21 protein-coding genes and 1 pseudogene are annotated in these 23,419 nt (G+C 61.3%); 11 read left to right on the plus strand and 11 right to left on the minus strand.

Translation table 11 applies throughout. The features are described 5' to 3' along the window. Positions 1-5: 5 nt before the first annotated feature. The 3 genes from HX786_RS06705 to HX786_RS06715 form a co-directional block, all read right to left on the minus strand. Positions 6-1,256, minus strand: coding sequence for a sarcosine oxidase subunit beta (locus HX786_RS06705; RefSeq protein ID WP_003209185.1), 1,251 nt, complete (start codon positions 1,254-1,256; stop codon positions 6-8). A gap of 22 nt (positions 1,257-1,278) precedes the next feature. After that, positions 1,279-2,532, minus strand: coding sequence for a serine hydroxymethyltransferase (glyA, locus tag HX786_RS06710; RefSeq protein WP_008434333.1), 1,254 nt, complete (start codon positions 2,530-2,532; stop codon positions 1,279-1,281). A 257-nt stretch (positions 2,533-2,789) separates the two neighbouring features. After that, positions 2,790-3,518 (minus strand): TraX family protein, encoded by a 729-nt coding sequence (locus tag HX786_RS06715; protein WP_178911860.1) that lies wholly within the window; start codon positions 3,516-3,518, stop codon positions 2,790-2,792. Between the two features lie 90 nt (positions 3,519-3,608). Between HX786_RS06715 and HX786_RS06720 the strand changes: the two genes are divergently transcribed. From HX786_RS06720 to HX786_RS06735, 4 genes and pseudogenes are all read left to right on the plus strand, one after another. Beyond that, positions 3,609-4,649 carry a low specificity L-threonine aldolase gene (locus tag HX786_RS06720; protein WP_087694760.1) on the plus strand — a complete coding sequence of 347 codons (1,041 nt, stop codon included), beginning with the start codon at positions 3,609-3,611 and terminating at the stop codon, positions 4,647-4,649. Positions 4,650-4,831: 182 nt separating this feature from the next. Continuing rightward, positions 4,832-5,032: a hypothetical protein gene (locus HX786_RS06725; RefSeq protein ID WP_003209176.1), complete on the plus strand. Its 201-nt coding sequence runs from the start codon at positions 4,832-4,834 to the stop codon at positions 5,030-5,032. 88 nt (positions 5,033-5,120) lie between these two features. Beyond that, entirely contained in the window at positions 5,121-5,654 is a 534-nt protein-coding gene (locus tag HX786_RS06730) for a hypothetical protein (protein ID WP_008434329.1), read from the plus strand. Positions 5,655-5,793: 139 nt separating this feature from the next. Beyond that, positions 5,794-5,868, plus strand: a pseudogene (locus HX786_RS06735) (transposase); the annotation flags it as partial. A 318-nt stretch (positions 5,869-6,186) separates the two neighbouring features. Here the strand turns inward: HX786_RS06735 and gbcB are convergent. Further along, complete coding sequence (gene gbcB / locus HX786_RS06740; RefSeq protein ID WP_008430657.1) at positions 6,187-7,287, minus strand: glycine-betaine demethylase subunit GbcB; 1,101 nt, start codon at positions 7,285-7,287, stop codon at positions 6,187-6,189. A gap of 280 nt (positions 7,288-7,567) precedes the next feature. On the opposite strand from gbcB, the gene gbcA reads away from it, so the two are divergent. Next, positions 7,568-8,863: a glycine-betaine demethylase subunit GbcA gene (gene gbcA / locus HX786_RS06745; RefSeq protein WP_003216945.1), complete on the plus strand. Its 1,296-nt coding sequence runs from the start codon at positions 7,568-7,570 to the stop codon at positions 8,861-8,863. Between the two features lie 759 nt (positions 8,864-9,622). On the opposite strand, the gene HX786_RS06750 is transcribed toward gbcA, so the two are convergent. From HX786_RS06750 to HX786_RS06775, 6 genes are all read right to left on the minus strand, one after another. Beyond that, positions 9,623-10,393 carry an electron transfer flavoprotein subunit beta gene (locus HX786_RS06750; protein WP_102370063.1) on the minus strand — a complete coding sequence of 257 codons (771 nt, stop codon included), beginning with the start codon at positions 10,391-10,393 and terminating at the stop codon, positions 9,623-9,625. 10 nt (positions 10,394-10,403) lie between these two features. Beyond that, complete coding sequence (locus HX786_RS06755; protein ID WP_178911861.1) at positions 10,404-11,624, minus strand: electron transfer flavoprotein subunit alpha/FixB family protein; 1,221 nt, start codon at positions 11,622-11,624, stop codon at positions 10,404-10,406. Then, positions 11,624-13,564, minus strand: a complete 1,941-nt coding sequence (gene dgcB / locus HX786_RS06760) for a dimethylglycine demethylation protein DgcB (protein WP_178911862.1) — start codon at positions 13,562-13,564, stop codon at positions 11,624-11,626. Before dgcB ends, HX786_RS06755 begins: the two co-directional genes overlap by 1 nt. A gap of 158 nt (positions 13,565-13,722) precedes the next feature. Further along, positions 13,723-15,783: a dimethylglycine demethylation protein DgcA gene (dgcA, locus tag HX786_RS06765; RefSeq protein WP_087694764.1), complete on the minus strand. Its 2,061-nt coding sequence runs from the start codon at positions 15,781-15,783 to the stop codon at positions 13,723-13,725. A gap of 15 nt (positions 15,784-15,798) precedes the next feature. Further along, entirely contained in the window at positions 15,799-16,329 is a 531-nt protein-coding gene (locus HX786_RS06770) for a DUF5943 domain-containing protein (RefSeq protein ID WP_087694765.1), read from the minus strand. Between the two features lie 76 nt (positions 16,330-16,405). Beyond that, complete coding sequence (locus HX786_RS06775) at positions 16,406-17,383, minus strand: dipeptidase (protein ID WP_003216932.1); 978 nt, start codon at positions 17,381-17,383, stop codon at positions 16,406-16,408. 219 nt (positions 17,384-17,602) lie between these two features. On the opposite strand from HX786_RS06775, the gene HX786_RS06780 reads away from it, so the two are divergent. Then, a complete protein-coding gene (locus HX786_RS06780; RefSeq protein ID WP_003216930.1) occupies positions 17,603-18,004 on the plus strand; it encodes a lysozyme inhibitor LprI family protein in 402 nt (133 codons plus the stop codon). A 42-nt stretch (positions 18,005-18,046) separates the two neighbouring features. Continuing rightward, positions 18,047-18,463 (plus strand): DUF3010 family protein, encoded by a 417-nt coding sequence (locus HX786_RS06785; protein WP_102370066.1) that lies wholly within the window; start codon positions 18,047-18,049, stop codon positions 18,461-18,463. 138 nt (positions 18,464-18,601) lie between these two features. Here the strand turns inward: HX786_RS06785 and HX786_RS06790 are convergent, their stop codons facing one another. Continuing rightward, entirely contained in the window at positions 18,602-19,546 is a 945-nt protein-coding gene (locus HX786_RS06790; RefSeq protein ID WP_003216927.1) for a GlxA family transcriptional regulator, read from the minus strand. Positions 19,547-19,739: 193 nt separating this feature from the next. Here HX786_RS06790 and HX786_RS06795 point away from each other — a divergent pair, with 193 nt between their 5' ends. From HX786_RS06795 to HX786_RS06810, 4 genes are all read left to right on the plus strand, one after another. Next, entirely contained in the window at positions 19,740-20,684 is a 945-nt protein-coding gene (locus HX786_RS06795; protein WP_003216926.1) for a choline ABC transporter substrate-binding protein, read from the plus strand. Between the two features lie 87 nt (positions 20,685-20,771). After that, positions 20,772-21,659, plus strand: coding sequence for a 3-keto-5-aminohexanoate cleavage protein (locus HX786_RS06800; protein WP_003216924.1), 888 nt, complete (start codon positions 20,772-20,774; stop codon positions 21,657-21,659). 177 nt (positions 21,660-21,836) lie between these two features. Next, positions 21,837-22,802 carry an L-carnitine dehydrogenase gene (locus HX786_RS06805; RefSeq protein WP_017476440.1) on the plus strand — a complete coding sequence of 322 codons (966 nt, stop codon included), beginning with the start codon at positions 21,837-21,839 and terminating at the stop codon, positions 22,800-22,802. A 140-nt stretch (positions 22,803-22,942) separates the two neighbouring features. Beyond that, positions 22,943-23,419: a thioesterase family protein gene (locus HX786_RS06810; protein ID WP_177035272.1), complete on the plus strand. Its 477-nt coding sequence runs from the start codon at positions 22,943-22,945 to the stop codon at positions 23,417-23,419.

Below are 23,419 nucleotides of genomic sequence, written 5' to 3' on the forward strand. Positions count from 1 at the left end.
TCCTGTTAGTGGGCGACGGCCGCAGCGCCGTGTTCGTCGATCAGCGCACCGTTGTGGAAACGGTCGATGGAGAAAGGTGCAGCCAACGGGTGCATTTCACCCTTGGCGAGGCTCGCGGCAAATACGTTGCCTGAGCCTGGAGTCGCTTTAAAACCACCGGTGCCCCAACCGCAGTTGAAGAACATGTTCGGGACCGGGGTCTTGGAGATGATCGGGCAGGCATCCGGCGTGGTGTCGACGATGCCGCCCCACTGGCGGTTCATGCGCACGCGGGACAGCACCGGGAACATCTCGACGATGGCCTGGATGGTGTGCTCGATCACCGGGTACGAGCCGCGCTGGCCATAGCCGTTGTAGCCGTCGATACCGGCGCCGATCACCAGGTCGCCCTTGTCGGACTGGCTGATGTAACCGTGCACGGCGTTGGACATGATCACGCTGTCGATGATCGGTTTGATCGGCTCCGACACCAGTGCTTGCAGCGGGTGGGATTCGATCGGCAGGCGGAAGCCCGCGAGCGAAGCCATGTGGCCGGAGTTACCCGCCGTCACCACGCCGACGCGCTTGGCGCCGATGAAACCCTTGTTGGTTTCCACGCCGATGCACACGCCGTTTTCCTTGCGGAAACCGATGACTTCGGTCTGCTGGATCAGGTCCACGCCCAGTGCGTCAGCGGCGCGGGCAAAGCCCCAGGCCACGGCATCGTGACGGGCCACGCCGCCGCGCCGTTGCACGGTGGCGCCCATGACCGGGTAGCGAGTGTTCTTGGAGCAGTCGAGGTACGGAATCTCATCGGCCACTTGTTTGGCGTTGAGCAGTTCGCCGTCCACACCGTTGAGGCGGTTGGCGCTGACGCGACGCTCGGAGTCACGGATATCCTGCAGGGTGTGGCACAGGTTGTAGACGCCACGCTGGGAGAACATCACGTTGTAGTTCAAATCCTGGGACAAACCTTCCCAGAGTTTCATCGCGTGTTCGTACAGGTGCGCCGACTCGTCCCACAGGTAGTTGGACCGCACGATGGTGGTGTTGCGCGCGGTGTTACCGCCGCCCAGCCAGCCTTTCTCGACCACCGCCACATTAGTGATGCCGTGTTCCTTGGCCAGGTAGTAAGCCGTCGCCAGACCATGCCCGCCGCCGCCGACGATGACCACGTCGTAGACCTTTTTCGGGGTGGGCGTGCGCCACATCTTCTGCCAGTTTTCGTGGTGGCTGAGTGAGTGCTTGAAGAGGCCGAAGCCCGAGTAGCGTTGCATAGTCATTACTCCAAAACCGCGCTCAGCGATAAACCGGGAAATCAGCGCACAGGGCGGCCACATGCTTGGCGACGTTGGCCTCCACATCGGCGTCGCCGAGGTTGTCGAGGATGTCGCAGATCCAGCCGGCCAACTCCAGGCATTGGGTCACTTTGAAGCCGCGTGTGGTCACCGCCGGCGTGCCGATACGCAGGCCCGAGGTCACGAAGGGCGACTGCGGGTCGTTGGGCACGGCGTTCTTGTTGACGGTGATGTGAGCGCGACCGAGGGCGGCATCCGCGTCTTTGCCGGTGAGGCCCTGACGGATCAGGCTGACCAGGAACAGGTGGTTATCGGTGCCGCCGGACACTACATCGTAGCCGCGCTTGATAAACACGCCGGCCATGGCCTGGGCGTTGTCGATCACTTGCTGTTGATAGGCCTTGAAACCTGGTTCCTGGGCTTCCTTGAAGCACACCGCCTTGCCGGCGATCACGTGCATCAGCGGGCCGCCCTGGGCGCCCGGGAATACCGCAGAGTTGAGTTTCTTTTCAATTTCTTCGTTGGACTTGGCCAGGATCAACCCGCCACGTGGACCGCGCAGGGTCTTGTGGGTGGTGGTGGTGACCACATCGGCGTAGGGCAGCGGGTTCGGGTACAGACCGGCGGCCACCAGGCCGGCGACGTGGGCCATGTCGACGAACAGCAGCGCACCGACCTTGTCGGCGATCTGGCGAAAGCGCGGGAAATCCAGGGTCTTGGAGTAGGCGGAGAAACCCGCCACGATCATCTTCGGCTTGTGCTCCACGGCCAGGCGCTCGACTTCGTCGTAGTCGATCAGCCCGGTATTGGTGTCGATGCCGTATTGCACCGCGTTGTACAGCTTGCCCGAGGACGACACTTTGGCGCCGTGGGTCAGGTGGCCGCCGTGGGCCAGGCTCATGCCGAGGATGGTGTCGCCGGCGTTCAACAGCGCCAGGTACACCGCACTGTTGGCGGACGAACCGGAGTGCGGCTGCACGTTGGCGTAATCGGCACCGAACAGCTGCTTGGCACGCTCGATGGCCAGCACTTCAACCTTGTCCACATGTTCGCAGCCGCCGTAGTAACGCTTGCCCGGGTATCCTTCGGCGTACTTGTTGGTGAGGCCGCTGCCCTGGGCTTCCATGACACGCTTGCTGGTGTAGTTCTCTGACGCGATCAGCTCGATATGATCTTCCTGGCGCTGCTCCTCGGCATTCATGGCCGCCAGCAGTGCATCGTCATAACCCTGGATCTGGTCTTGCTTGCTGAACATCGCGTCTCTCCCAGCGGCGGCGGTGCGCCAATCGTATTGTTGGGGCCGCCGCACGACGGAGGGGCCCTTTGATGCGATGGTAGGGCTGGCGCAGAGAGGTCAAATGCCTATGGACGCCACGCAAAGGTGCGTTTACGACATGGCCGGAGCAACACAGAACAAATGTGGGAGCGGGCTTGCTCGCGAATGCGGTGGGCCAGCCAATATAGGTGCAGCCTGACACACCGCTTTCGCGAGCAAGCCCGCTCCCACAGGGGTTAGGCGATGATCTTGCGGACCAGTAGCAGCAGCAGGAAATGCGCCGGATAAAGCGCATACGCCCAGCGCCGCATGGCCGGTGGCGATACCTGCCCGGCATGTCGCAACAAGACCAATCCGGCCAGCGGCGCAATCAGGCATGTCGCCAATCCCAGCATCGCCACCAGCGTGCCGCTGTCGAGCAGGACCTGCCATTGGTTGGCAGCCAGGCACACCACACCCGGCAGCACGCTGAAGTACCACGGCCGGCGAAACACCAGCAGCATCGCCAACGGCAGCAGCACACCAAAAAACCCGAACATCAACTGAGCCGAAAACAACCCCGCCAAAACCAGCGCGATCAACGCCAATCCTCGATCAATAACCGTCTTCTGCTGCCATCCCCGGGCAACCAGCAAACCCAGCGCCAGGGTCGGCAGTACGTTCAGCGTGTCGGCGTCGTCGATGAACATCCGGTACGGCACTTCACTGACCACACTGAACAGCAGCAACCAGCCCAGATAGCGCCACTGCCCCGTCACCGGCGCGTCCTTGACCCGATGCAAATTCGCCGCGATCGCCAGGCAAAACCACGGGAACGCCAGGCGCCCCGGCACATACAGCCCGTCCAGGCTCAAACCGACATACCGCAGGTGGTCCAGCACCATACTCAGCAGCGCCAGCCACTTGAGCAGGTCCAGGGCGCCATCGCGGACGCGGCTTACAGGAACGCTTTCAGAACCGTGCATAATTCCCCAATGACTTTGCATTAACAGTGCGTGCGCCCGCCCGACAATCTTGGGTAAAGTGCGCACCAACATCGACCACAGGACTGGGCCATGACCGACAAGAGCCAACAATTCGCCAGCGACAACTATTCCGGCATCTGCCCGGAAGCCTGGGCCGCCATGGAACTCGCCAACCAGGGCCATCAACGCGCCTATGGCGATGATGAATGGACCCACCGCGCCGCCGACGGTTTCCGCAAACTGTTCGAAACCGACTGTGAAGTGTTCTTCGCCTTCAACGGTACCGCAGCCAACTCCCTGGCGCTGTCCTCCTTGTGCCAGAGCTACCATAGCGTGATCTGCTCGGAAACCGCCCACGTCGAAACCGACGAATGCGGCGCGCCGGAGTTTTTCTCCAACGGTTCCAAGCTGCTCACCGCCCGCACCGAAAACGGCAAGCTGACCCCGGAGTCGATCCGCGAGATCGCCCTCAAGCGCCAGGACATTCACTACCCGAAACCCCGCGTCGTGACCCTGACCCAGGCCACCGAAGTCGGCAGCGTCTACACCCCGGAAGAAATCCGCGCCATCAGCGTCACCTGCAAGGAACTGGGGCTGAACCTGCACATGGACGGCGCACGGTTCTCCAACGCCTGCGCATTCCTCGGCTGCTCGCCGGCCGACCTGACCTGGAAAGCCGGGGTCGACGTGCTGTGCTTTGGTGGCACCAAGAACGGCATGGCCGTGGGTGAAGCGATCCTGTTCTTCAACCACAAGCTGGCCGAAGACTTCGACTACCGCTGCAAGCAGGCCGGGCAGCTTGCCTCAAAGATGCGCTTCCTCTCCGCCCCGTGGGTGGGCCTGCTGGAAAACGACGCCTGGCTCAAACACGCCCGCCACGCCAACCACTGTGCACAATTGCTCAGCAACCTGGTGGCGGATATTCCGGGTGTGGAGTTGATGTTCCCGGTCCAGGCCAACGGCGTATTCCTGCAACTGTCGGAACCGGCAATTGCCGCGCTGACGGCCAAGGGCTGGCGCTTCTACACCTTCATCGGTAAAGGCGGCGCGCGGTTCATGTGCGCGTGGGATACCGAGGAAGAGCGCGTAAGAGAATTAGCCGCCGATATTCGGGAAGTGATGAGCGCCTGAAGTAGGCATCAGCCCCTCAGATAATGGCGAAAGGCCGAGACTGTTTTTTGATATTTCTGACAGCAACCAACTTCGTTTTCATTGACTAGCCTCTTGGAACCCGGAAGGAAAAGGCCGCCTTTCGGGACTAACCGCCAGCCGAATAATCGGCCGGAAACGGAAATCCAGCAGAGGGCAATACCATGGAAGCGCAACGCTACGGAAACAACTTGCTAGGCGAAGGCACTATCAGCACTACGGTCATCGACTGGGACGAATTCAGAAAATCCGCGAAAATCGGTGACACCATCAGCGAACCGACGAGGACATTGCGGATCACTGACAAGGTCTATGAACTGACAGCATCCGGCCAGCACTTCGTCGTGCATATCTATGCCCAATAACCTCTAACTGATCGTTCCCACGCTCTGCGTGGGAACGCCTCCCCGGACGCTCCGCGTCCAGGCCACACCACGGTTCAAGGACGAATTGATGGGCAGAAGCCGCTACACCATTACCGAACCTGAAAAACCACACTTCCTGACATGCACTGTCATGGAATGGACACCGCTATTTACCCGCGACTACCTTGTCGGCCACCTATTGAGTTGCTGGCGATATCAACAAACCCACGAACATTTCAATCTCTACGGCTACGTCGTTCTCGAAAACCATCTGCACTTCGTCGCTCAAGCACCTGACCTGGGTAAATGTGTCAGCCAGTTCAAATCCTTCACCGCTCGAACCATCATTGACGACCTGCAGAAACGAGGAGCGGAGCGAGTGTTGCAGCGTTTGCGTTTCAGCAAACGGGCGCATAAAACGGACCGGATTTATCAGCTATGGCAAGAGGGGTCACACGCCGAGTTGGTGTACAGCGAAGCGGTGATGCGCCAAAAGCTTGATTACATTCACCACAACCCTGTGAAGCGTGGTTATGTGGACTTGGCCGAGCACTGGCGGTATTCCAGCGCCCGCAACTATGCAGGACAGGATGGCCTGATTGAAATTCAGCGCTGGGCCTGATCGTTCCCACGCTCTGCGTGGGAATGCAGCCCGTGACGCTCCGCGTCACACAGCGGGACGCAGAGCGTCCAAGGAGGCATTCCCACGCGGAGCGTGGGAACGATCGATTCCTGTGAAGCGGGGTTGTGTGGACTTGGCCGAGCACTGGCGGTATTCCAGCGCCCGCAACTATGCGGGACAGGATAGCCTGATTGAAATTCAACGCTGGGCCTGATCGTTCCCACGCTCTGCGTGGGAATGCAGCCCGTGACGCTCCGCGTCACACAGCGGGACGCGGAGCGTCCAAGGAGGCATTCCCACGCGGAGCGTGGGAACGATCGATTCCTGTGAAGCGGGGTTGTGTGGACTTGGCCGAGCTGGCGGTATTCCAACGTCCGTAACTATGCAGGACCGGACGGCCTGATCGAGATTCAGGGCTGGGCCTGATCGTTCCCACGCTCTGCGTGGGAATGCAGCCCGTGACGCTCCGCGTCACACAGCGGGACGCGGAGCGTCCAAGGAGGCATTCCGACGCGGAGCGTGGGAACGATCATTAGAACTCGATGCGCACATCACCCTTCGGCACGCTGCAGCACGACAGGATGTAACCCTCGGCTTCGTCTTCCTCGGTGATCCCGCCGTTGTGGTCCATCTCGACCTCCCCGCCCAGCTTCAGCACCTTGCACGTCCCACAGATCCCCATGCCGCAAGCTTTCGGAATCAGCAGGCCAAGCTTGGCCGCCGCTGCGTGAACAGTCTCGCCCGGTGCCACGCGGATGCTCTTGCCAGAGGCAATGAATTCCACCTGATGCAGGTCCGCCAGGTCGATCTCCGGTGCATCCGCCGCTTGTTCGGCTTGTTCCACCGCGTCGGCCCGGGCTTCCGGTGGCGTCGCGCCAAAGGATTCCTCGTGGTAGCGGCTCATGTCGAAGCCGGCGGCTTCCAGCAGGCGCTTTACCGCGTTCATGTAAGGCGTCGGGCCGCAACAGAAGACTTCCCGCTCCAGGAAGTCCGGCACCATCAGTTCGAGCATCTTGTGGTTGAGGTAACCGCGATAACCGGCCCAGGGTTCACCCAGGCCGTGTTTCTCGCAAATCAGGTGCAGGCTGAAGTTATCAATCCGCGACGCCATATGCTCCAGCTCGCGGTGGTAAATGATGTCCTTTGGCGAGCGGGCGCTGTGGATAAACGTCATGTCGACGTTGGCGTTGGTGTCGTAGAACCAGCGCGCCATGGACATCACCGGGGTAATACCGACACCACCACTGAGGTACAGCACTTTCGGGCTCGGGAAGTCGATGGCATTGAACAACCCCACCGGCCCGTGCACCGCCAGCTCCTGGCCTTCATGCAGCGTGTCATGCAACCAGTTGGACACCTTGCCGCCCGGCACGCGCTTGATGGTCACCGAAAAGCTGTAAGGCACCGACGGCGAACTGGAAATAGTGTACGAACGCATGATCGGCTGGCCGTCGATTTCCAGCTCCAGGGTGACGAACTGCCCGGGCTTGAAAAAGAACAGGATCGGCTGGTCGGCCATAAAGCAGAAGGTGCGCACGTCCCAGGTTTCCTGGATGACTTTGACGCAACGGACGATGTGCCGACCATTGGCCCAGGTCTGGGTTGTTACCGGGTTCAGGAAGCTGTTGGACATGCTGTTCTCCATAGCCGTGTGATCGGCCTTATGGTGGCGATTCTGCGTAACGAGCGAATCACCCATTTACCTATCTGCGACATTCACATACTTATCGCGACCAGCCCCCATACCACGGGGGTTGCGCGTCGGGAACAGAGTGGGCCATGTCGTTCATGGATAAGGTTCTGGCCGTTGTGGGGCCCACACTCGCTCCCAACAAAGACGCTTTCTTTACGCCTTGCTGCAAAACCTAGCCACTATTCGCCGGCCACACAGAATGGCCATGAGGACACACACGATGGACGTCACCGCAACCTTAAGCTTGGGCGATCCGCTGGAACCCGCACGCAAGGCCACTGCGCAAATGCTGCAAGAACGCGAGCGGACCTTTTCGCTGCCGCAGCCGTTTTACTCTGATGAACGGCTGTTCGATATCGACATGCAGGAAATTTTCCAGAAAGAGTGGTTGATCGCCGGCATGACCTGCGAGATCCCCGCCAAGGGCAACTACATCACCCTGCAAGTGGGCAAGAACCCGATCATCGTGATCCGTGGCGCCGATGGTGTGGTGCACGCATTCCATAACGTGTGCCGCCACCGCGGTTCGCGCTTGTGCACCAGCGACAAGGGCAAGGTCGCCAAGCTGGTGTGCCATTACCACCAGTGGACCTATGAACTGGACGGCCGCCTGCTGTTCGCCGGTACCGAAATGGGCGCCGACTTCGACATGAAGCAATACGGCCTCAAGCCGGTGAATGTGAAGACCGCCGGTGGCTACATCTTTATCAGCCTGTCGGAGAACCCGCCGGCCATCGACGACTTCCTGTCGACCTTGAGCCACTACATGGAACCCTACGACATGGAGAACACCAAGGTGGCGATCCAGACCACCTTGTTTGAAAAAGCCAACTGGAAGCTGGTGCTGGAAAACAACCGCGAGTGCTACCACTGCAACGCGTCGCACCCGGAACTGTTGAAAACCCTGCTTGAATGGGACGACGTCACCGACCCGCGGGCCGACCAGGCCTTCAAGGACCACGTGGCCGCCTCCGCCGCCGCCTGGGATGCCGAAAAGATCCCTTACGCCCACGCCAGCTTCGGCCTGCGTAACCGCATCGTGCGCATGCCGCTGCTCAAGGGCACCGTGTCGATGACCCTCGACGGCAAGCAAGGCTGCAACAAGCTGATGGGCCGCATCAAGAACCCGGACCTGGGCTCGATGCGCATCCTGCACTTGCCGCACTCGTGGAACCACTGCATGGGCGACCACATCATCGTGTTCACCGTGTGGCCGATCAGTGCCCAGGAAACCATGGTCACCACCAAGTGGATCGTGCACAAGGACGCCGTAGAGGGTGTGGACTACGACGTCGAGCGCATGCGCAAAGTGTGGGACGCCACCAACGACCAGGACCGTCGCCTGGCCGAAGAGAACCAGCGCGGCATCAACTCCACCGCGTACCAGCCAGGTCCGTACTCCAAGACCTATGAGTTTGGTGTGGTCAACTTTGTGGACTGGTACAGCGAGCGGATGCTGAGCAACCTGGGGGCGGCGCCAGCGCCGTATCTGAAAGGCGTCGCGGTCCACGAGTAAGCCATACAGTGACAGGGACCTGAACTGTACAAAAAACAGCCAGGTCTCTGACAGACCCCTGCTTTCCTGCCTTCCAGCCATTGCCCAACAACTTATCCACAAAGCCACCCACAGCAATTGTGGGCAACTGCGCTTTCCCGTCGAAATAAAACCAAGAAAATCCGTGACTTATTCAAAGGCACCGGTTTTATCCCAAATTGATCATTTTTTGACCTAAAGCCTGAAAGCCACGTCCTGCATGGGCTACAGAGGAACGCAAACACCTTATCCACAGAAGCGCCAACAGACTTTGGGGGCAACTTTGGGCCATCTGTGGAAAACCGGCTTAAACCGAGCAAAATCGCGGCTTTGAAAGCAAAAACCAGCCGGAATAGCGATATTGGTTACATTTTAATCAACGCACTGTAAGCCACGCGTTATATGGCCTACAGCGGATAGCGAACATCTTATCCACAGAAGCACCAACAGACTTTGGGGGCAAGTCTGTCCCGGGCATTTTCCTTATCCACAGAAAAACCCAAGGAAAAACCGTCAGTTAGGTTGGTTATTTTTCGTACAGAGAGCTGGAGGGCTTGATTTGCATGGGGTGTGGACAGCCGCGAACAGGTTATCCACAGGTGGGTTAACAGGGATTGTGGGTAAAGCCACAATCGCCGCAAAATAGTGTGGGAGCGGGCTTGCTCGCGAAAGCGGCGGATCAGTCGGTACATGAGTTACCTGACACACCGCCTTCGCGAGCAAGCCCGCTCCCACAGTGGATCAGCGCACTACACCTTCTTCTATAAGCAATTTAAGAATGGCTTCAGCGCCCGCCTCCGGGCTCACGCCTTTGAGCACCTGCCCACCGCCGCCGCTGGCCTTGGCCGTTGCAGCCTTCATCCGGTCGGCACCGCTTTTGGCCTTGATCACCTTGAGGCGCTTGGGCCGAGGCTTGGCCGGCTGCAATACAGCGCCTGTGAATAACTCATCCTCCAACACCTCGACGTCATGGGCCGTCAGCTCACCGCGTTGCGCCGGGCCGTAGGCGCTTTGCCGTGGCTTGGGCGCCGCGTTATCCACCGTGGCCATAAACGGCAGGCGCACCTTCAGCCGCCGCCGTTGGCCGCGAGGCAAGGCCTGCAGCACATGGGCCACACCGCCTTCGATGGATTCCACCTGGGCCAGGCCGACAATCAGCGGCCAACCCAGTTGTTCCGCCAGCAGGAACGGCAACATCCCCGAGCCTTCGCCGGTTTCCGCCTGGCTGCCGGTGAGCACCACTTGGGCGCCCGCGTCCCGCAGATAGTCGCCGAGCACCGGCAAGGCGTCTGCCCCGGCCGGTTGTTCAAGCACGTGCAACTGCGGCAAGCCCATGCCCAGGTAAGCGCGCAGGGTGGGTTCGCCGATGTCGCCGGCGTGCAGCACTTGCAGGTTATCCCCAGCCAGTTGCAGGCCCAGTTCCACTGCGCGCGCGTCTTGCTCGGCCCGGCGTGGACGGCCGGAAGTCGGGTGGGCACCGATGGACACCAGGCTGATTACATTCGTCGTCATGGCCATTTCCTTAAGCTGCATCGCGCTTGGCACCGTGGCGGTAGGCCTCGACCGCAACGATCAAGGCTTGCAGTATCGCGGCGCTTTCGCCGATCACCGACAGGTCGGCACGCTTGATCATGTCGCAGCCTGGGTCGAGGTTGATCGCCACCACCTTGTCGCAGGCACCAATGCCTTGAAGGTGCTGGATCGCCCCGGAAATCCCCACCGCCACGTAAACCCGTGCAGTGACCCATGTGCCGCTGGCGCCCACCTGGCGATCGCGCGCCATGAAGCCGTCGTCCACCGCCACCCGCGAAGCACCTTCGGTGGCGCCCAACGCGGCAGCGGTCTGGTGGAACAGTGCCCAGTCCTTGACCCCGTTGCCACCGGAGAAAATAAATTCGGCTTCGGCCATGGGAATCGCCGCCGGGTCCACGGCCACCGCACCCAAATCTTCGATACGCGCAAGGCTGCGGGCCAGGCTTGTGGATAACTCCACCGGCAGCACTTCGTGACGGGTTTCGCTGACGGGATCGGCGCACTCCGCCGCAGCCAGGATCATCCGTGGCAGTGGCCGGGCAAGATCCTCCTGACCCGCGCCTGCACGGCCAGTACATTCCTGGCCCTTGATCTGCCAGACCCGCGTGGCCGGGCGCTCCTTGAGGCTCGCGGCAAAGCGCCGCCCCAATTCACCACCGCCGCTGCGGCTGTCCGGCAGCAACCAGTGGCGCGGGTTGAACTGGTTATCCACAGCCCGCAGCCCGTGAACCCGTTGCTCCGGTGAATAACCGTCGAATTCATGCCCGTCCAACACCAGCAGCCGATCCACACCGGCAGTGGCGAAGGCGTTTTCCTTGTGTTCGCCGAACACCACGGCCAATACCGCACCGTCGTCGCCGGCCAGTTGCCGGGCCAGGCCCAGCAAGTCGCGGTCGTGGCTGCTCAGGCGGCCGCCGACCATGTCCGGCACCACGTTGATGTAGAAAGCGGGCGCCGGTACCTGATGCAGCGGCAACTGCACTTCCACCGCTGCCGTACGCTTGGCCGCGCCGCCCTGCTGGGCGCCGCTGCGGTCAATACGCTTGATGCCGTTGGGGCCGATAAAACCGACACCGTGCACGTTCTTGCGGATGACCCCATTGGGCCCCATCCAGCTGTGTTGCACCGGCTGCATCGCCGCGTGCAGCGGGTGCAGGCGGTTACGGGCGATCCATTCGGCCCGTGGGTCGCGGCGGATAATGTCGCTCATCAATGCACCTCCGCAGGTTCGCGTTTCGGCGCCTTGGCCGGTGCCGCGTCTTCAAGCAACGCGTCAGCTACCAGTTCGGCAATGTCCTTGATCAAGGGACGCGGTTCGACCACGCCTTCCAGCATCGCCGTGCACTGTGGACAACCCACGGCCACCAGTTCGGCGCCGGTCTCGCGGATATCTTCCATGCGCATGTCGGGAATCCGCTGCTTGCCGGGAATATCGGTGATCGGCGCCCCGCCACCGCCACCGCAGCAGCGCGAGCGGAAACCGGAGCGCTGCATTTCCTTGACCTCGATCCCCAGCGCCCGCAGCACTTGGCGCGGTGCTTCGTACTCACCGTTGTAGCGGCCCAGGTAGCACGGGTCGTGATAGGTCACGCTGTTGCCTTTGTGCTGGCCCAGGTTCAGGGCGCCGGCGTCGATCAGTTCGGCCATGTAGGTGCTGTGGTGCTGCACCAGGTAGTTGCCGCCGAAGGCGCCGTATTCGTTTTTCAGCACGTGGAAACTGTGGGGGTCGCAGGTGACGATGCGCTTGAAGCTGTACTTGGCCAGGGTCTGGATATTGCGTGCGGCCAGCAGTTGGAAAGTCGCTTCATCGCCCAGGCGCCGGGCCACGTCGCCGCTGTCGCGCTCTTCAAGGCCCAGTACGGCGAAGTCGACCTTGGCGGCTTTCAGCACTTTGACGAACGAGCGCAGGGTGCGCTGGTTGCGCATGTCGAAGGCACCGTCGCCGACCCAGAACAGCACGTCGACGGTTTTCCTGTCGCTGAGCAAGGGCAGGTTCAAATCCGCCGCCCAGTTCATCCGCCCGCCCGGTGCGAAGCCGCCCGGGTTGTCGGTGGCGATCAGGTTTTCCAGGACTTCGGCGCCCTTGTTCGGGGTCGCGCCCTTTTCCAGGGTGAGGTGGCGGCGCATGTCGACGATGGCGTCCACGTGCTCGATCATCATCGGGCACTCTTCCACGCAGGCGCGGCAGGTGGTGCAGGACCACAGGGTCTCGGCGTCCACCAGACCATTGACGATTGGCTGGTGCGGGTTGCCGGCGTGTTCGCCGATGGCTTTGCCCGGATACGGGCTGCCGGCGAACTTGGCGTCGGTGCCACCGGCCAGGCCGACGACCATGTCCTGGATAAGTTTTTTCGGGTTCAGTGGCTGGCCGGCGGCGAACGCCGGGCACGCGGCTTCGCACTTGCCGCACTGCACGCAGGCGTCGAAGCCGAGCAGTTGGTTCCAGGTGAAATCCGCCGGTTTTTCCACGCCCAGGGGCGCGCTTTTATCGGCGAGGTCCAGGGGTTTCAAACCGGTGGAACGGCCGCCGCCGAAGCGTTCGGCGCGGCGGTGCCAGGCCAGGTGCAGGGCACCGGCGAAGGCGTGTTTCATCGGGCCGCCCCAGGTCATGCCGAAGAACATTTCCGACACGCCCCACAACACGCCCAGGCTCAGCAGCGCGGCGAGCAGCCAGCCGCCGAAGTCCGCCGGCAGAATCCCGGCCACCGGCAAGGTCACCAGGAAGAAGCTCACCGAGAACGCCATCAGGCTTTTCGGCAGGCGCATCCACGGGCCTTTCGACAGGCGTGCAGGCGGGTTGCGACGGCGCAGGTAGACGAAGGTGGCGCCGACAAACATCAGCACCGAAGCCAACAGCAAGGCGTAGCCGAGGATGCGGTTATGCAGGCCGAAACCGTGCACCAGGATCGCCAGCAGCGCCGAGAGCACAAAGCCCAGGGCGGTGGCGACGTGGGTGTTGGCGATGTATTTGTCGCGGGCGACCACATGGTGCAGGTCAACCATGTAGCGCTTGGGCATGGCCAACAGGCCGCCGAGCAAGTCGACCTTGGAGGACCGCCCGCGGCGCCACATGTTCACCCGGCGCAGCGCGCCGAGGACGGCAAGGCCCAGGGCGGCGAAGAGCAGGATGGGAAGAAGGGTGTTCAACATGGTGAAGCTCCCGAAGACCACACAGGTCTACTGTGAAACTGGCCCGAAATGTGGGAGCGGGCTTGCTCGCGAAGGCAGCGTGTCAGTCGATGCATCCAGTGGCTGACACACCGCTTTCGCGAGCAAGCCCGCTCCCACATTTGACCGAGTACACCTCGTCAGAAATCCTTGCACAGGCGCAGGGCGTCATAGATGGCCGCGTGGGTATTACGCTGGGCCACGCAGTCACCAATGCGGAACAGCAAGTACCCCTCGCCCGGCTCGCTCAGGCACGGCTGCGGCTTGATCGCGAACAGGGCCTCTATATCCATCTGGCCCTTGTTGCGCGAGCCTGCCTTGAGCCCGTAGTAGAGCTCTTCGTCCGGACGCACGCCGTTCTCGACCACCACCTGGTCCACCACCCGCTCTTCCCTGGCCCCGGTGTATTCGTTCTCCAGCACCGCCACTAGCTTGTCGCCTTCGCGGTAGACCTTTTCCAGCATCATGTCGCCGGTCATGATCACTTCCTTGGGGTACATGCTGCGGTAGTACGTCGGGAACGACGTACCGCCCACAGCCACGCCCGGCTTGATGTCGTCGGTGACGATCTCCACCTGGCTGCCCTTGTCCGCGAGGAAGTCGGCCACCGACATGCCGGTGAACTCGCAGATGGTGTCGTACACCAGCACGTTCTTGCCAGGTAGAACCTTGCCGTCGAGCACGTCCCAGCTGCTGACCACCAGGCCTTCAGCCGCGCCCCAGTGTTCGTTCTGCTCCAGGAACGGATGACCGCCCACCGCCAGCACCACCACGTCCGGGCGCAGGTCGAGGATGGTCGCCGCGTCCGCCGCCACACCCAGGCGCAGGTCGACGTTCAGGCGCGCCAGTTCCAACTGGAACCAGCGGGTGATCCCGGCAATCTGGTCACGCTGCGGGGCTTTCGATGCAGTGGTGATTTGCCCGCCGATAAATTCTTTCTTCTCGAACAACGTCACGTCGTGGCCACGTTCGGCAGCCACCCGCGCCGCTTCCATCCCGGCCGGGCCGGCACCCACCACCACGACTTTGCGTTTTGGCCCGGTGGATTTCTCGATGATGTGCGGCACGCCCATGTATTCACGGGAAGTGGCGGCGTTCTGGATGCACAGCACATCCAGGCCCTGGTACTGGCGGTCGATGCAGTAGTTGGCGCCGACGCACTGTTTGATCTGGTCGATCTGGCCCATCTTGATCTTGGCGATCAGGTGCGGGTCGGCGATGTGGGCGCGGGTCATGCCGACCATGTCCACGTAGCCGCCTTCCAGGATGCGCGTGGCCTGGTTCGGGTCCTTGATGTTCTGCGCGTGCAGCACCGGGGCCTTGACCACTTCCTTGATGCCGGCCGCCAGGTGCAGGAACGGCTCCGGTGGATAACTCATGTTCGGGATAACGTTGGCCAGGGTGTTGTGGGTGTCGCACCCCGAGCCGACCACGCCGATGAAGTCGAGCATGCCGGTGTCGTCGTAGTACTTGGCGATCTGTTTCATGTCCTCGTGGGACAGGCCGTCCGGATGGAATTCGTCGCCGCACAAACGGATGCCGACGCAGAAATCCGGGCCGACTTCCTTGCGTACCGCCTTCAACACCTCAAGGCCGAAACGCATGCGGTTTTCGAAGCTGCCGCCCCATTCGTCAGTACGTTTGTTGACCCGAGGGCTCCAGAACTGGTCGATCATGTGCTGGTGCACCGCCGACAGTTCCACACCGTCCAGGCCACCGGCCTTGGCCCGTGCCGCAGCGGTGGCGTAGTTGCCGATCACCCGCCAGATTTCTTCAGGCTCGATGGTCTTGCAGGTGGCGCGGTGCACCGGCTCGCGGATGCCCGAAGGCGACAGCAGCGTGGGCCAATGCTCGCCGTCCCAGCGCGAGCGACGGCCCATGTGGGTAATCTGGATCATGATCTTGGCGCCATGCTTGTGCATGGCGTCGGCCAGGTTCTGGAAGTGCGGGATGATCCGGTCATCCGCCAGGTTCACCGACTTCCACCAGCCTTGCGGGCTGTCGATGGCGACACTGGAAGAACCGCCGCAGATCGCCAGGCCGATCCCGCCCTTGGCTTTCTCTTCGTAGTACTTCACATAGCGGTCGGTGGTCATGCCGCCGTCGGTGGCATACACCTCGGCGTGGGCGGTACTGAGCACGCGGTTGCGGATGGTCAGTTTGCCGATCTGGATCGGCGCAAACATTGCTTCGAAAGCCATGGCAGGGTCCTCGACTTACAACGGCTTGACGGTGAACAGGCCGTCGTCGTGGCCCTCTTCGGAGCCGCCGTAGACTTGTTCCGCAACGGTACGAACCTTGCTGCCACGGGCTTCGAGGATCTGGTCCATCGCGCCGGCAAACCAGCCGGTGAACATGTAGTCGACCTTGCGCCCGACCTTGCCGTACACGTAGACGAATGCCGAGTGCTCGAGCTTGACGCTGGCGGTGCCTTTATCGAGGTCGATGTCCTGGATCTTGAACAGGCCCCAGCCGCGCTGCGACAGGCGCTTCATGTAGTGCTCGAACACTGCGACGCCTTCCAGGCCGTGGCATTCAGCTTCTTTTTCACACCAGTGCCAGGCGGATTTGTAGCCGGCCTTGTAGAGGATTTCGGCGTAGGCCTCGCTGCCCAGGACTTCTTCGATCCCCATGTGATTGTTGACGAAGAAATGGCGCGGCACGTACAGCATCGGCAGGGCGTCGGAGGTCCAGACACCGGTTTCGCTGTCGACTTCGATAGGCAATTGAGGGGCGATCTTGGCCATGGAAACTTAACTCCGGAAAATGCTTTGGTAAGCCCCCGACGCATAAGGTTGGGGGAAAAGAGGCGTGAGTGGTGGCTTATTCGCCCCAGACGTCCTTCAGGACGTTGACCCAGTTTTCGCCCATGATCTTGCGCACCACGCGCTCGGGATGGCCGCGCTTGAGCAGGGTCTCGGTGAGGTTCGGGAACTCGCCCACGGTGCGGATGCCCAGCGGGTTGATGATCTTGCCGAAGCTGGTCAGGCGGCGGGCGTAGCCCTTGTCGTGGGTCAGCATTTCGAAGAAATCCTGGCCATGGCCCTGGGTGAAGTCGGTGCCGATGCCGATGGCGTCTTCGCCCACGATGTTCATGGTGTACTCGATGGCTTCGGCGTAGTCGTCGATGGTCGAGTCGATGCCCTTGGCCAGGAACGGCGCGAACATGGTCACGCCGACAAAGCCACCGTGGTCGGCGATGAACTTCAGCTCTTCATCGGACTTGTTGCGCGGGTGCTCTTTGAGGCCTGAAGGCAGGCAGTGGGAGTAGCACACCGGCTTTTTCGATTCGAGGATGACTTCTTCGGAGGTCTTGGAGCCCACGTGTGACAGGTCGCACATGATGCCGACGCGGTTCATCTCGGCGACGACCTCGCGACCGAAGCCCGACAGGCCGCCATCGCGCTCATAGCAGCCGGTGCCCACCAGGTTCTGGGTGTTGTAGCACATCTGCACCACGCCAACCCCGAGCTGCTTGAAGATCTCGACGTAGCCGAGCTGGTCTTCAAACGCGTGGGCGTTCTGGAAGCCGAAGATGATGCCGGTCTTGCCCTGTTCCTTGGCGCGACGGATATCGGCGGTGGTTTTCACCGGGATCACCAGGTCGCTGTTTTCGCGAATCAGGGTCTGGCTGGCCACGATGTTGTTAATGGTGGCCTGGAACCCTTCCCATACCGACACGGTGCAGTTGGCAGCGGTGAGGCCACCCTTGCGCATGTCTTCGAACAGGTCGCGGTTCCACTTGGCAATGATCAGCCCGTCGATAACGATGCTGTCGGCGTGCAATTCGGCTGGGCTCATCAGGCGTCCCCTTATTGGCGATTCATGCGCCGAATCGTCTGCCGGCGCTTTGGGGCCAGCATATGCCCCGGGGCAGAAGGAGCCGGGTGCAAAAACGACAAGGGAATTGCCGAAAGCGTCAATCCGCGACAAAGGCCAACATGACATCTCTGACGGGTGTCTGTTCTTTGTCTTACGCTTGAGCCAGAATTTGCTCATCAACTGATATGAGACGGCGCAATGAAATCGATTTTCCTGGCTTTGGCACTCATCGCAACCGGCGTACACGCCGCTGAAGACACCGACAGCACGCCCTGCGATGGCATCGAGAACGACAAGCAAACCCTGGAATGCGCCACCTACAACAAAACCACCGCCGAACAACTGCTCAAGGATAACTACCAGGGCTTGCTGGAACGCATGGGTTCGACCTATGGCAGCAACAAGACGCAGTTGGCGGACATTACCGCTCGTCTGAAGGATGCCCAACAGAAGTGGGAAAAGTTACGTGATGCGGATTGCGCCGTAGATACCTTCCCGGCAGTGGCGGGAAGCAAGGCATATGCGATCCAGCAGAATGATTGTCTGGCGCGGATGAGTGATGAACGGTCGGAGTTTTTGGAGTCGATTGGGCAGGAATAAGCGACAATCCCCTCCACTCTTCACTCAGAACCAAGGCTATTCATGACTATCTGCGGCATCGAAATCAAAGGCAGCGAAGCCATTATTGCTGTCGCCTCGCTCGACGGTCAGGCATTGGGCCACGTCGCCCTGGCCACCAAGAAAATCGCCCTTGAAGACGATGATGAGGCGGCCAACGTCAAGGCCTTCGCCGCTCAGGTCAGCGCGTTTGTGCGGGAAAACGGCATCAGCCGCATCGCCATCAAGAAGCGCAGCAAGAAAGGCGAATTCGCCGGTGGCCCGACTACGTTCAAGATTGAAGGTGTGTTTCAGTTGCTGGACGGCGTTGAAGTGACGCTGCTGTCGCCGCAGACCATCAATGCGCAGAACAAGAAACACGACTTTGCCCTGCCGGCGACGCTGAACAAGTATCAGCATGAGGCTTACAAGGCCGCGTGTTCAGCCCTGCTGAAGAAATAAGCCACACCACAAATCTCCTGTGGGAGCGGGCTTGCTCGCGAATGCGGTGTGTCAGTCAATACATGTACCGACTGATCCACCGCTTTCGCGAGCAAGCCCGCTCCCACATTTGATCTGCATTGTTCTCAAGAGCGGTGTTCATACCGCTTCCCGGCGCCGATCTTCCCTTGGGCACTTGGCAAACCTTGCCCGGTAGCTGCGGGTGAAATACGACGGCGACTCAAAGCCGCAGGCGATGCTCACCTCCAGCACGCTCAGGTCGCTCTGGCGCAACAACTGCCGAGCCTTTTCCAGGCGCAAACCCAGGTAGAAGTTGCTCGGCGTGTCGTTCAGGTGCAGCCGAAACAAGCGCTCCAACTGCCGCCGCGTGACCTTGATCGCCTCCGCCAGCGCCAGTGTGCTCAACGGCGGTTCCGTGTGCTGTTCCATCTCCCCAATCACCTGCACCAACTTCTTGTTGTTGATGCCGTAGCGCGTGGCGATCTGCATGCGTTGGTGGTCTTTGCGCGGGCGGATGCGGCCGAGCACGAATTGCTCGGACACCTGGATCGCCAACTCTGGCCCGTGAGCCTGGCTGATCAGGTCGAGCATCAGGTCGATGGACGCGGTGCCGCCCGCCGAGGTGATGCGCCGGCGGTCGATCTCGAACAGCTCCTGGGTTACCGTCAGCTGTGGATAAGATTCCTTGAAGGCGTCGATGGCTTCCCAGTGCAGGGTCAGGCGGTGGCCGTCGAGCAGGCCGGCTTCGGCGAGTACGCAGGCGCCGGTGTCGATGGCGCCCAGGGTCACGCCGTCGTGGTCAAGGCGACGCAGCCAGTGTTCCAGTGCGGGCGTGGCGAACTTCAGCGGTTCGAAGCCGGCCACCACCAGTAAGGTCGAGCCTTTCTTCAGCGGCTCCAGCGCGGCGTCGGCGTTGACCGACATGCCATTGCTCGCCAGCACCGCGCCGCCGTCGGCGCTCAAGACGTGCCAGCGGTACAGCTCACCACGAAAACGATTGGCGACACGTAAAGGTTCGATCGCGGAAATAAAGCCGATGGCGGAGAAGCCCGGCATCAGCAGAAAGTAGAAATCCTGGGACATGGAGCGCTCTCGTAGGACGGACAGCGTGGTCACTGTGATACGCCAGTTCAATCGGTCATTCAAGGGGGCAGGTCGCTGCAGTGCAAGAGCTGGTCGCCGCCGTGCGTTTTGTCGGGGACCAAGCTGCGTAACTTGGCTGCACGGTGCACAAAGACGCCGGAACCCACAATAACAACCTGCCGAGGGAACCACCATGAACCGACTGATCAGCCGCTGCGTGCTCGCACTCAGCGCCAGCGCCATTTTGAGCACCAACGTGATGGCAGCCGATGCGGCTTCTTGCCAGAACGTGCGCATGGGCGTGGTGAACTGGACCGACGTAATCGCCACCAGCGCCATGACTCAAGTATTGCTCGACGGCCTCGGCTACAAGACCAAACAGACCAGCGCGTCCCAGCAAATCATCTTTGCCGGGATCCGCGACCAGCGCCTGGACATGTTCCTGGGCTACTGGAATCCGCTGATGACCCAGACCATCACCCCGTTTGTCGACGCCAAGCAGGTCAAGGTGCTCGACAAGCCGTCCCTGGAAGACGCCCGCGCGACCCTGGCGGTGCCGACTTACCTGGCCGACAAGGGCCTGAAGACCTTCGCCGACATCGCCAGGTTTGAAAAAGAACTGGGCGGCAAGATCTACGGCATTGAACCAGGCTCGGGCGCCAACACCCAGATCAAGGCGATGATCGCCAAGAATCAGTTTGGCCTGGGCAAGTTCCAACTGGTGGAATCCAGCGAGGCCGGCATGCTCGCCGCTGTCGACCGCGCCGTTCGCCGCAAGGAGGCCGTGGTGTTCTTCGGCTGGGCGCCGCACCCGATGAACGTCAACGTGGCGATGACTTACCTCACCGGCAGTGATGACGCGCTGGGCCCGAACGAAGGCATGGCCACCGTGTGGTCCGTCACCTCGCCGACCTATGCCGAGCAATGCCCCAACGTGCACAAGTTGCTCAGCAACCTGACCTTCACCGCCGCCGACGAGAGCCGAATGATGCAGCCGCTGCTGGATCACAAGGACGCTTTCGAGTCGGCCAGGCAATGGCTCAAGGATCACCCGCAAGACCAGCAGCGCTGGCTCGAAGGCGTGACCACCTTCGACGGCAAACCCGCCGCAGCCAACCTGCAATTGACCAGCAAATAACCTGTCTTGAATCACCGCTTCGCAGCCGCTCCCGGCTGCGAACGGTATGACTACGCCTGAAAATCACGCCTGTAAGGAACCTGCCTCATGAACCACGACGTCATCATCACCTGCGCACTCACCGGTGCTGGCGACACGACCGCCAGAAGCCCTCACGTGCCGGTCACTCCGAAACAAATCGCTGCCGCGGCGGTGGAAGCAGCCAAGGCCGGTGCCACCGTGGTGCATTGCCACGTACGTGACCCCGAGACCGGCAAGTTCAGCCGCGACGTGGCGCTGTACCGCGAAGTGATGGAGCGCATCCGCGAGGCGGACGTCGACATCATCGTCAACCTCACCGCCGGCATGGGTGGCGACCTGGAAATCGGTGGCGGCGAGAACCCCATGGAATTCGGGCCCAACACCGACCTGGTGGGCCCGCTGACCCGCCTGGCCCACGTGGAAGAGCTGCTGCCGGAAATCTGCACCCTCGATTGCGGCACCCTGAACTTCGGCGATGGCGACACCATTTACGTCTCCACCCCGGCCCAGCTGCGGGCTGGCGCCAAACGTATTCAAGAGCTGGGGGTAAAAGCCGAGCTGGAAATTTTCGACACCGGTCACCTGTGGTTCGCCAAGCAGATGATCAAGGAAGGCTTGCTCGACAACCCGTTGTTCCAGCTGTGCCTGGGCATCCCGTGGGGCGCGCCGGCCGACACCACCACCATGAAAGCCATGGTCGACAACCTGCCGGCTGACGCGGTGTGGGCCGGCTTCGGCATTGGTCGCATGCAGATGCCGATGGCGGCGCAAGCGGTGCTGCTGGGCGGCAATGTGCGAGTCGGCCTGGAAGACAACCTGTGGCTGGACAAGGGCGTGCTGGCGACCAACGGCCAGTTGGTGGAACGCGCCAGCGAGATCCTCAGCCGCCTGGGTGCGCGGGTCATGACCCCGGCCGAAGGCCGCGTGAAGATGGGCCTGACCAAGCGCGGCTAAGACACACCGCACGACGCCCTGCAGGAACCGAATCAAATGTGGGAGCGGGCTTGCTCGCGAATGCGGTGGATCAGCCACCGAATGCATCAACTGACAGACCGCTTTCGCGAGCAAGCCCGCTCCCACATTTTGATCTTGGCTCTCACACAGAATCACCGAACTCTTTAGGAATTTGCCATGAGCTTTATCACTGAAATCAAAACCTTCGCAGCGCTGGGCAGCGGCGTTATCGGCAGTGGCTGGGTATCCCGCGCACTGGCTCACGGCCTGGATGTGGTGGCCTGGGACCCGGCGCCTGGTGCCGAAGCGGCCCTGCGCAAACGTGTCGCGAATGCCTGGGGCGCACTCGAGAAACAAGGCCTTGCACCCGGCGCCTCGCAAGACCGCCTGCGCTTTGTGGCCACGATTGAAGAGTGCGTGAAAGACGCCGACTTCATCCAGGAAAGCGCCCCGGAACGCCTGGAATTGAAGCTGGAGTTACACAGCAAAATCAGCGCGGCGGCCAAGCCGAATGCGTTGATTGGTTCGAGTACTTCGGGGTTGTTGCCGAGCGAGTTTTATGAAGGCTCCACGCACCCGGAACGTTGCGTGGTGGGCCATCCGTTCAACCCGGTTTACCTGTTGCCGCTTGTGGAAGTGGTAGGCGGCAAAAACACTGCGCCGGAAGCGATTCAGGCAGCAATCAAGGTGTACGAATCCCTCGGCATGCGCCCTTTGCATGTGCGTAAGGAAGTGCCCGGTTTTATCGCTGACCGGCTGCTGGAAGCCCTGTGGCGTGAGGCGTTGCACCTGGTGAACGATGGTGTGGCAACCACCGGCGAGATCGATGATGCGATTCGCTTTGGCGCCGGTTTACGCTGGTCGTTCATGGGCACGTTCCTGACCTATACGCTGGCGGGCGGTGATGCCGGGATGCGGCACTTCATGGCGCAGTTCGGCCCGGCCTTGCAGCTGCCGTGGACCTATCTGCCGGCGCCGGAATTGACCGACAAATTGATTGATGACGTGGTGGACGGCACAAGCGATCAGTTGGGCAAACACAGCATTTCGGCGCTGGAGCGCTATCGTGATGATTGCCTGCTGGCGGTGCTGGAGGCGGTGAAGACCACTAAGGAAAAACACGGTATGACCTTCGCCGAATAAGCCCTGTAAAGATCGTTCCCACGCTCTGCGTGGGAATGCAGCCCAGGACGCTCTGCGTCCCAACGCGTGACGCAGAGCGTCACAGGAGGCGTTCCCACGCAGAGCGTGGGAACGATCACGTACCTACCGGGAACCGAACCATGGCCGCATTGACCACCTACACCACCAAAATCCTCCCCGAGTGGGTCGACTACAACGGCCACCTGCGCGATGCGTTCTACCTGCTGATTTTCAGCTACGCCACCGATGCGCTGATGGACACCCTGGGCCTGGACAGCGAAAACCGCGAAGCCAGCGGCCACTCGCTGTTCACCCTGGAGTTGCACCTCAACTACCTGCACGAAGTGAAACTGGGCGCCGCCGTCGAGGTACACACCCAACTCATCGCCCACGACCGCAAGCGCCTGCACCTCTATCACAGCCTGCACCTGGTGGGCGACGAAAAGGAGCTGGCGGGCAACGAACAGATGCTGCTCCACGTCGACCTCGCCGGGCCGCACTCGGCGCCATTCAGTGAAGCGGTGCTGGGCAAGCTTGCCAGCATCAGCGCCGAACAAACCGACCTGCCGAAGCCCGCCCTGCTCGGCCGCGTGATTGGACTGCCACCCCAAAAATAA

Source organism: Pseudomonas sp. 21615526 (assembly GCF_013386245.1).
In the GTDB taxonomy this organism is placed as follows: Bacteria; Pseudomonadota; Gammaproteobacteria; order Pseudomonadales; family Pseudomonadaceae; genus Aquipseudomonas.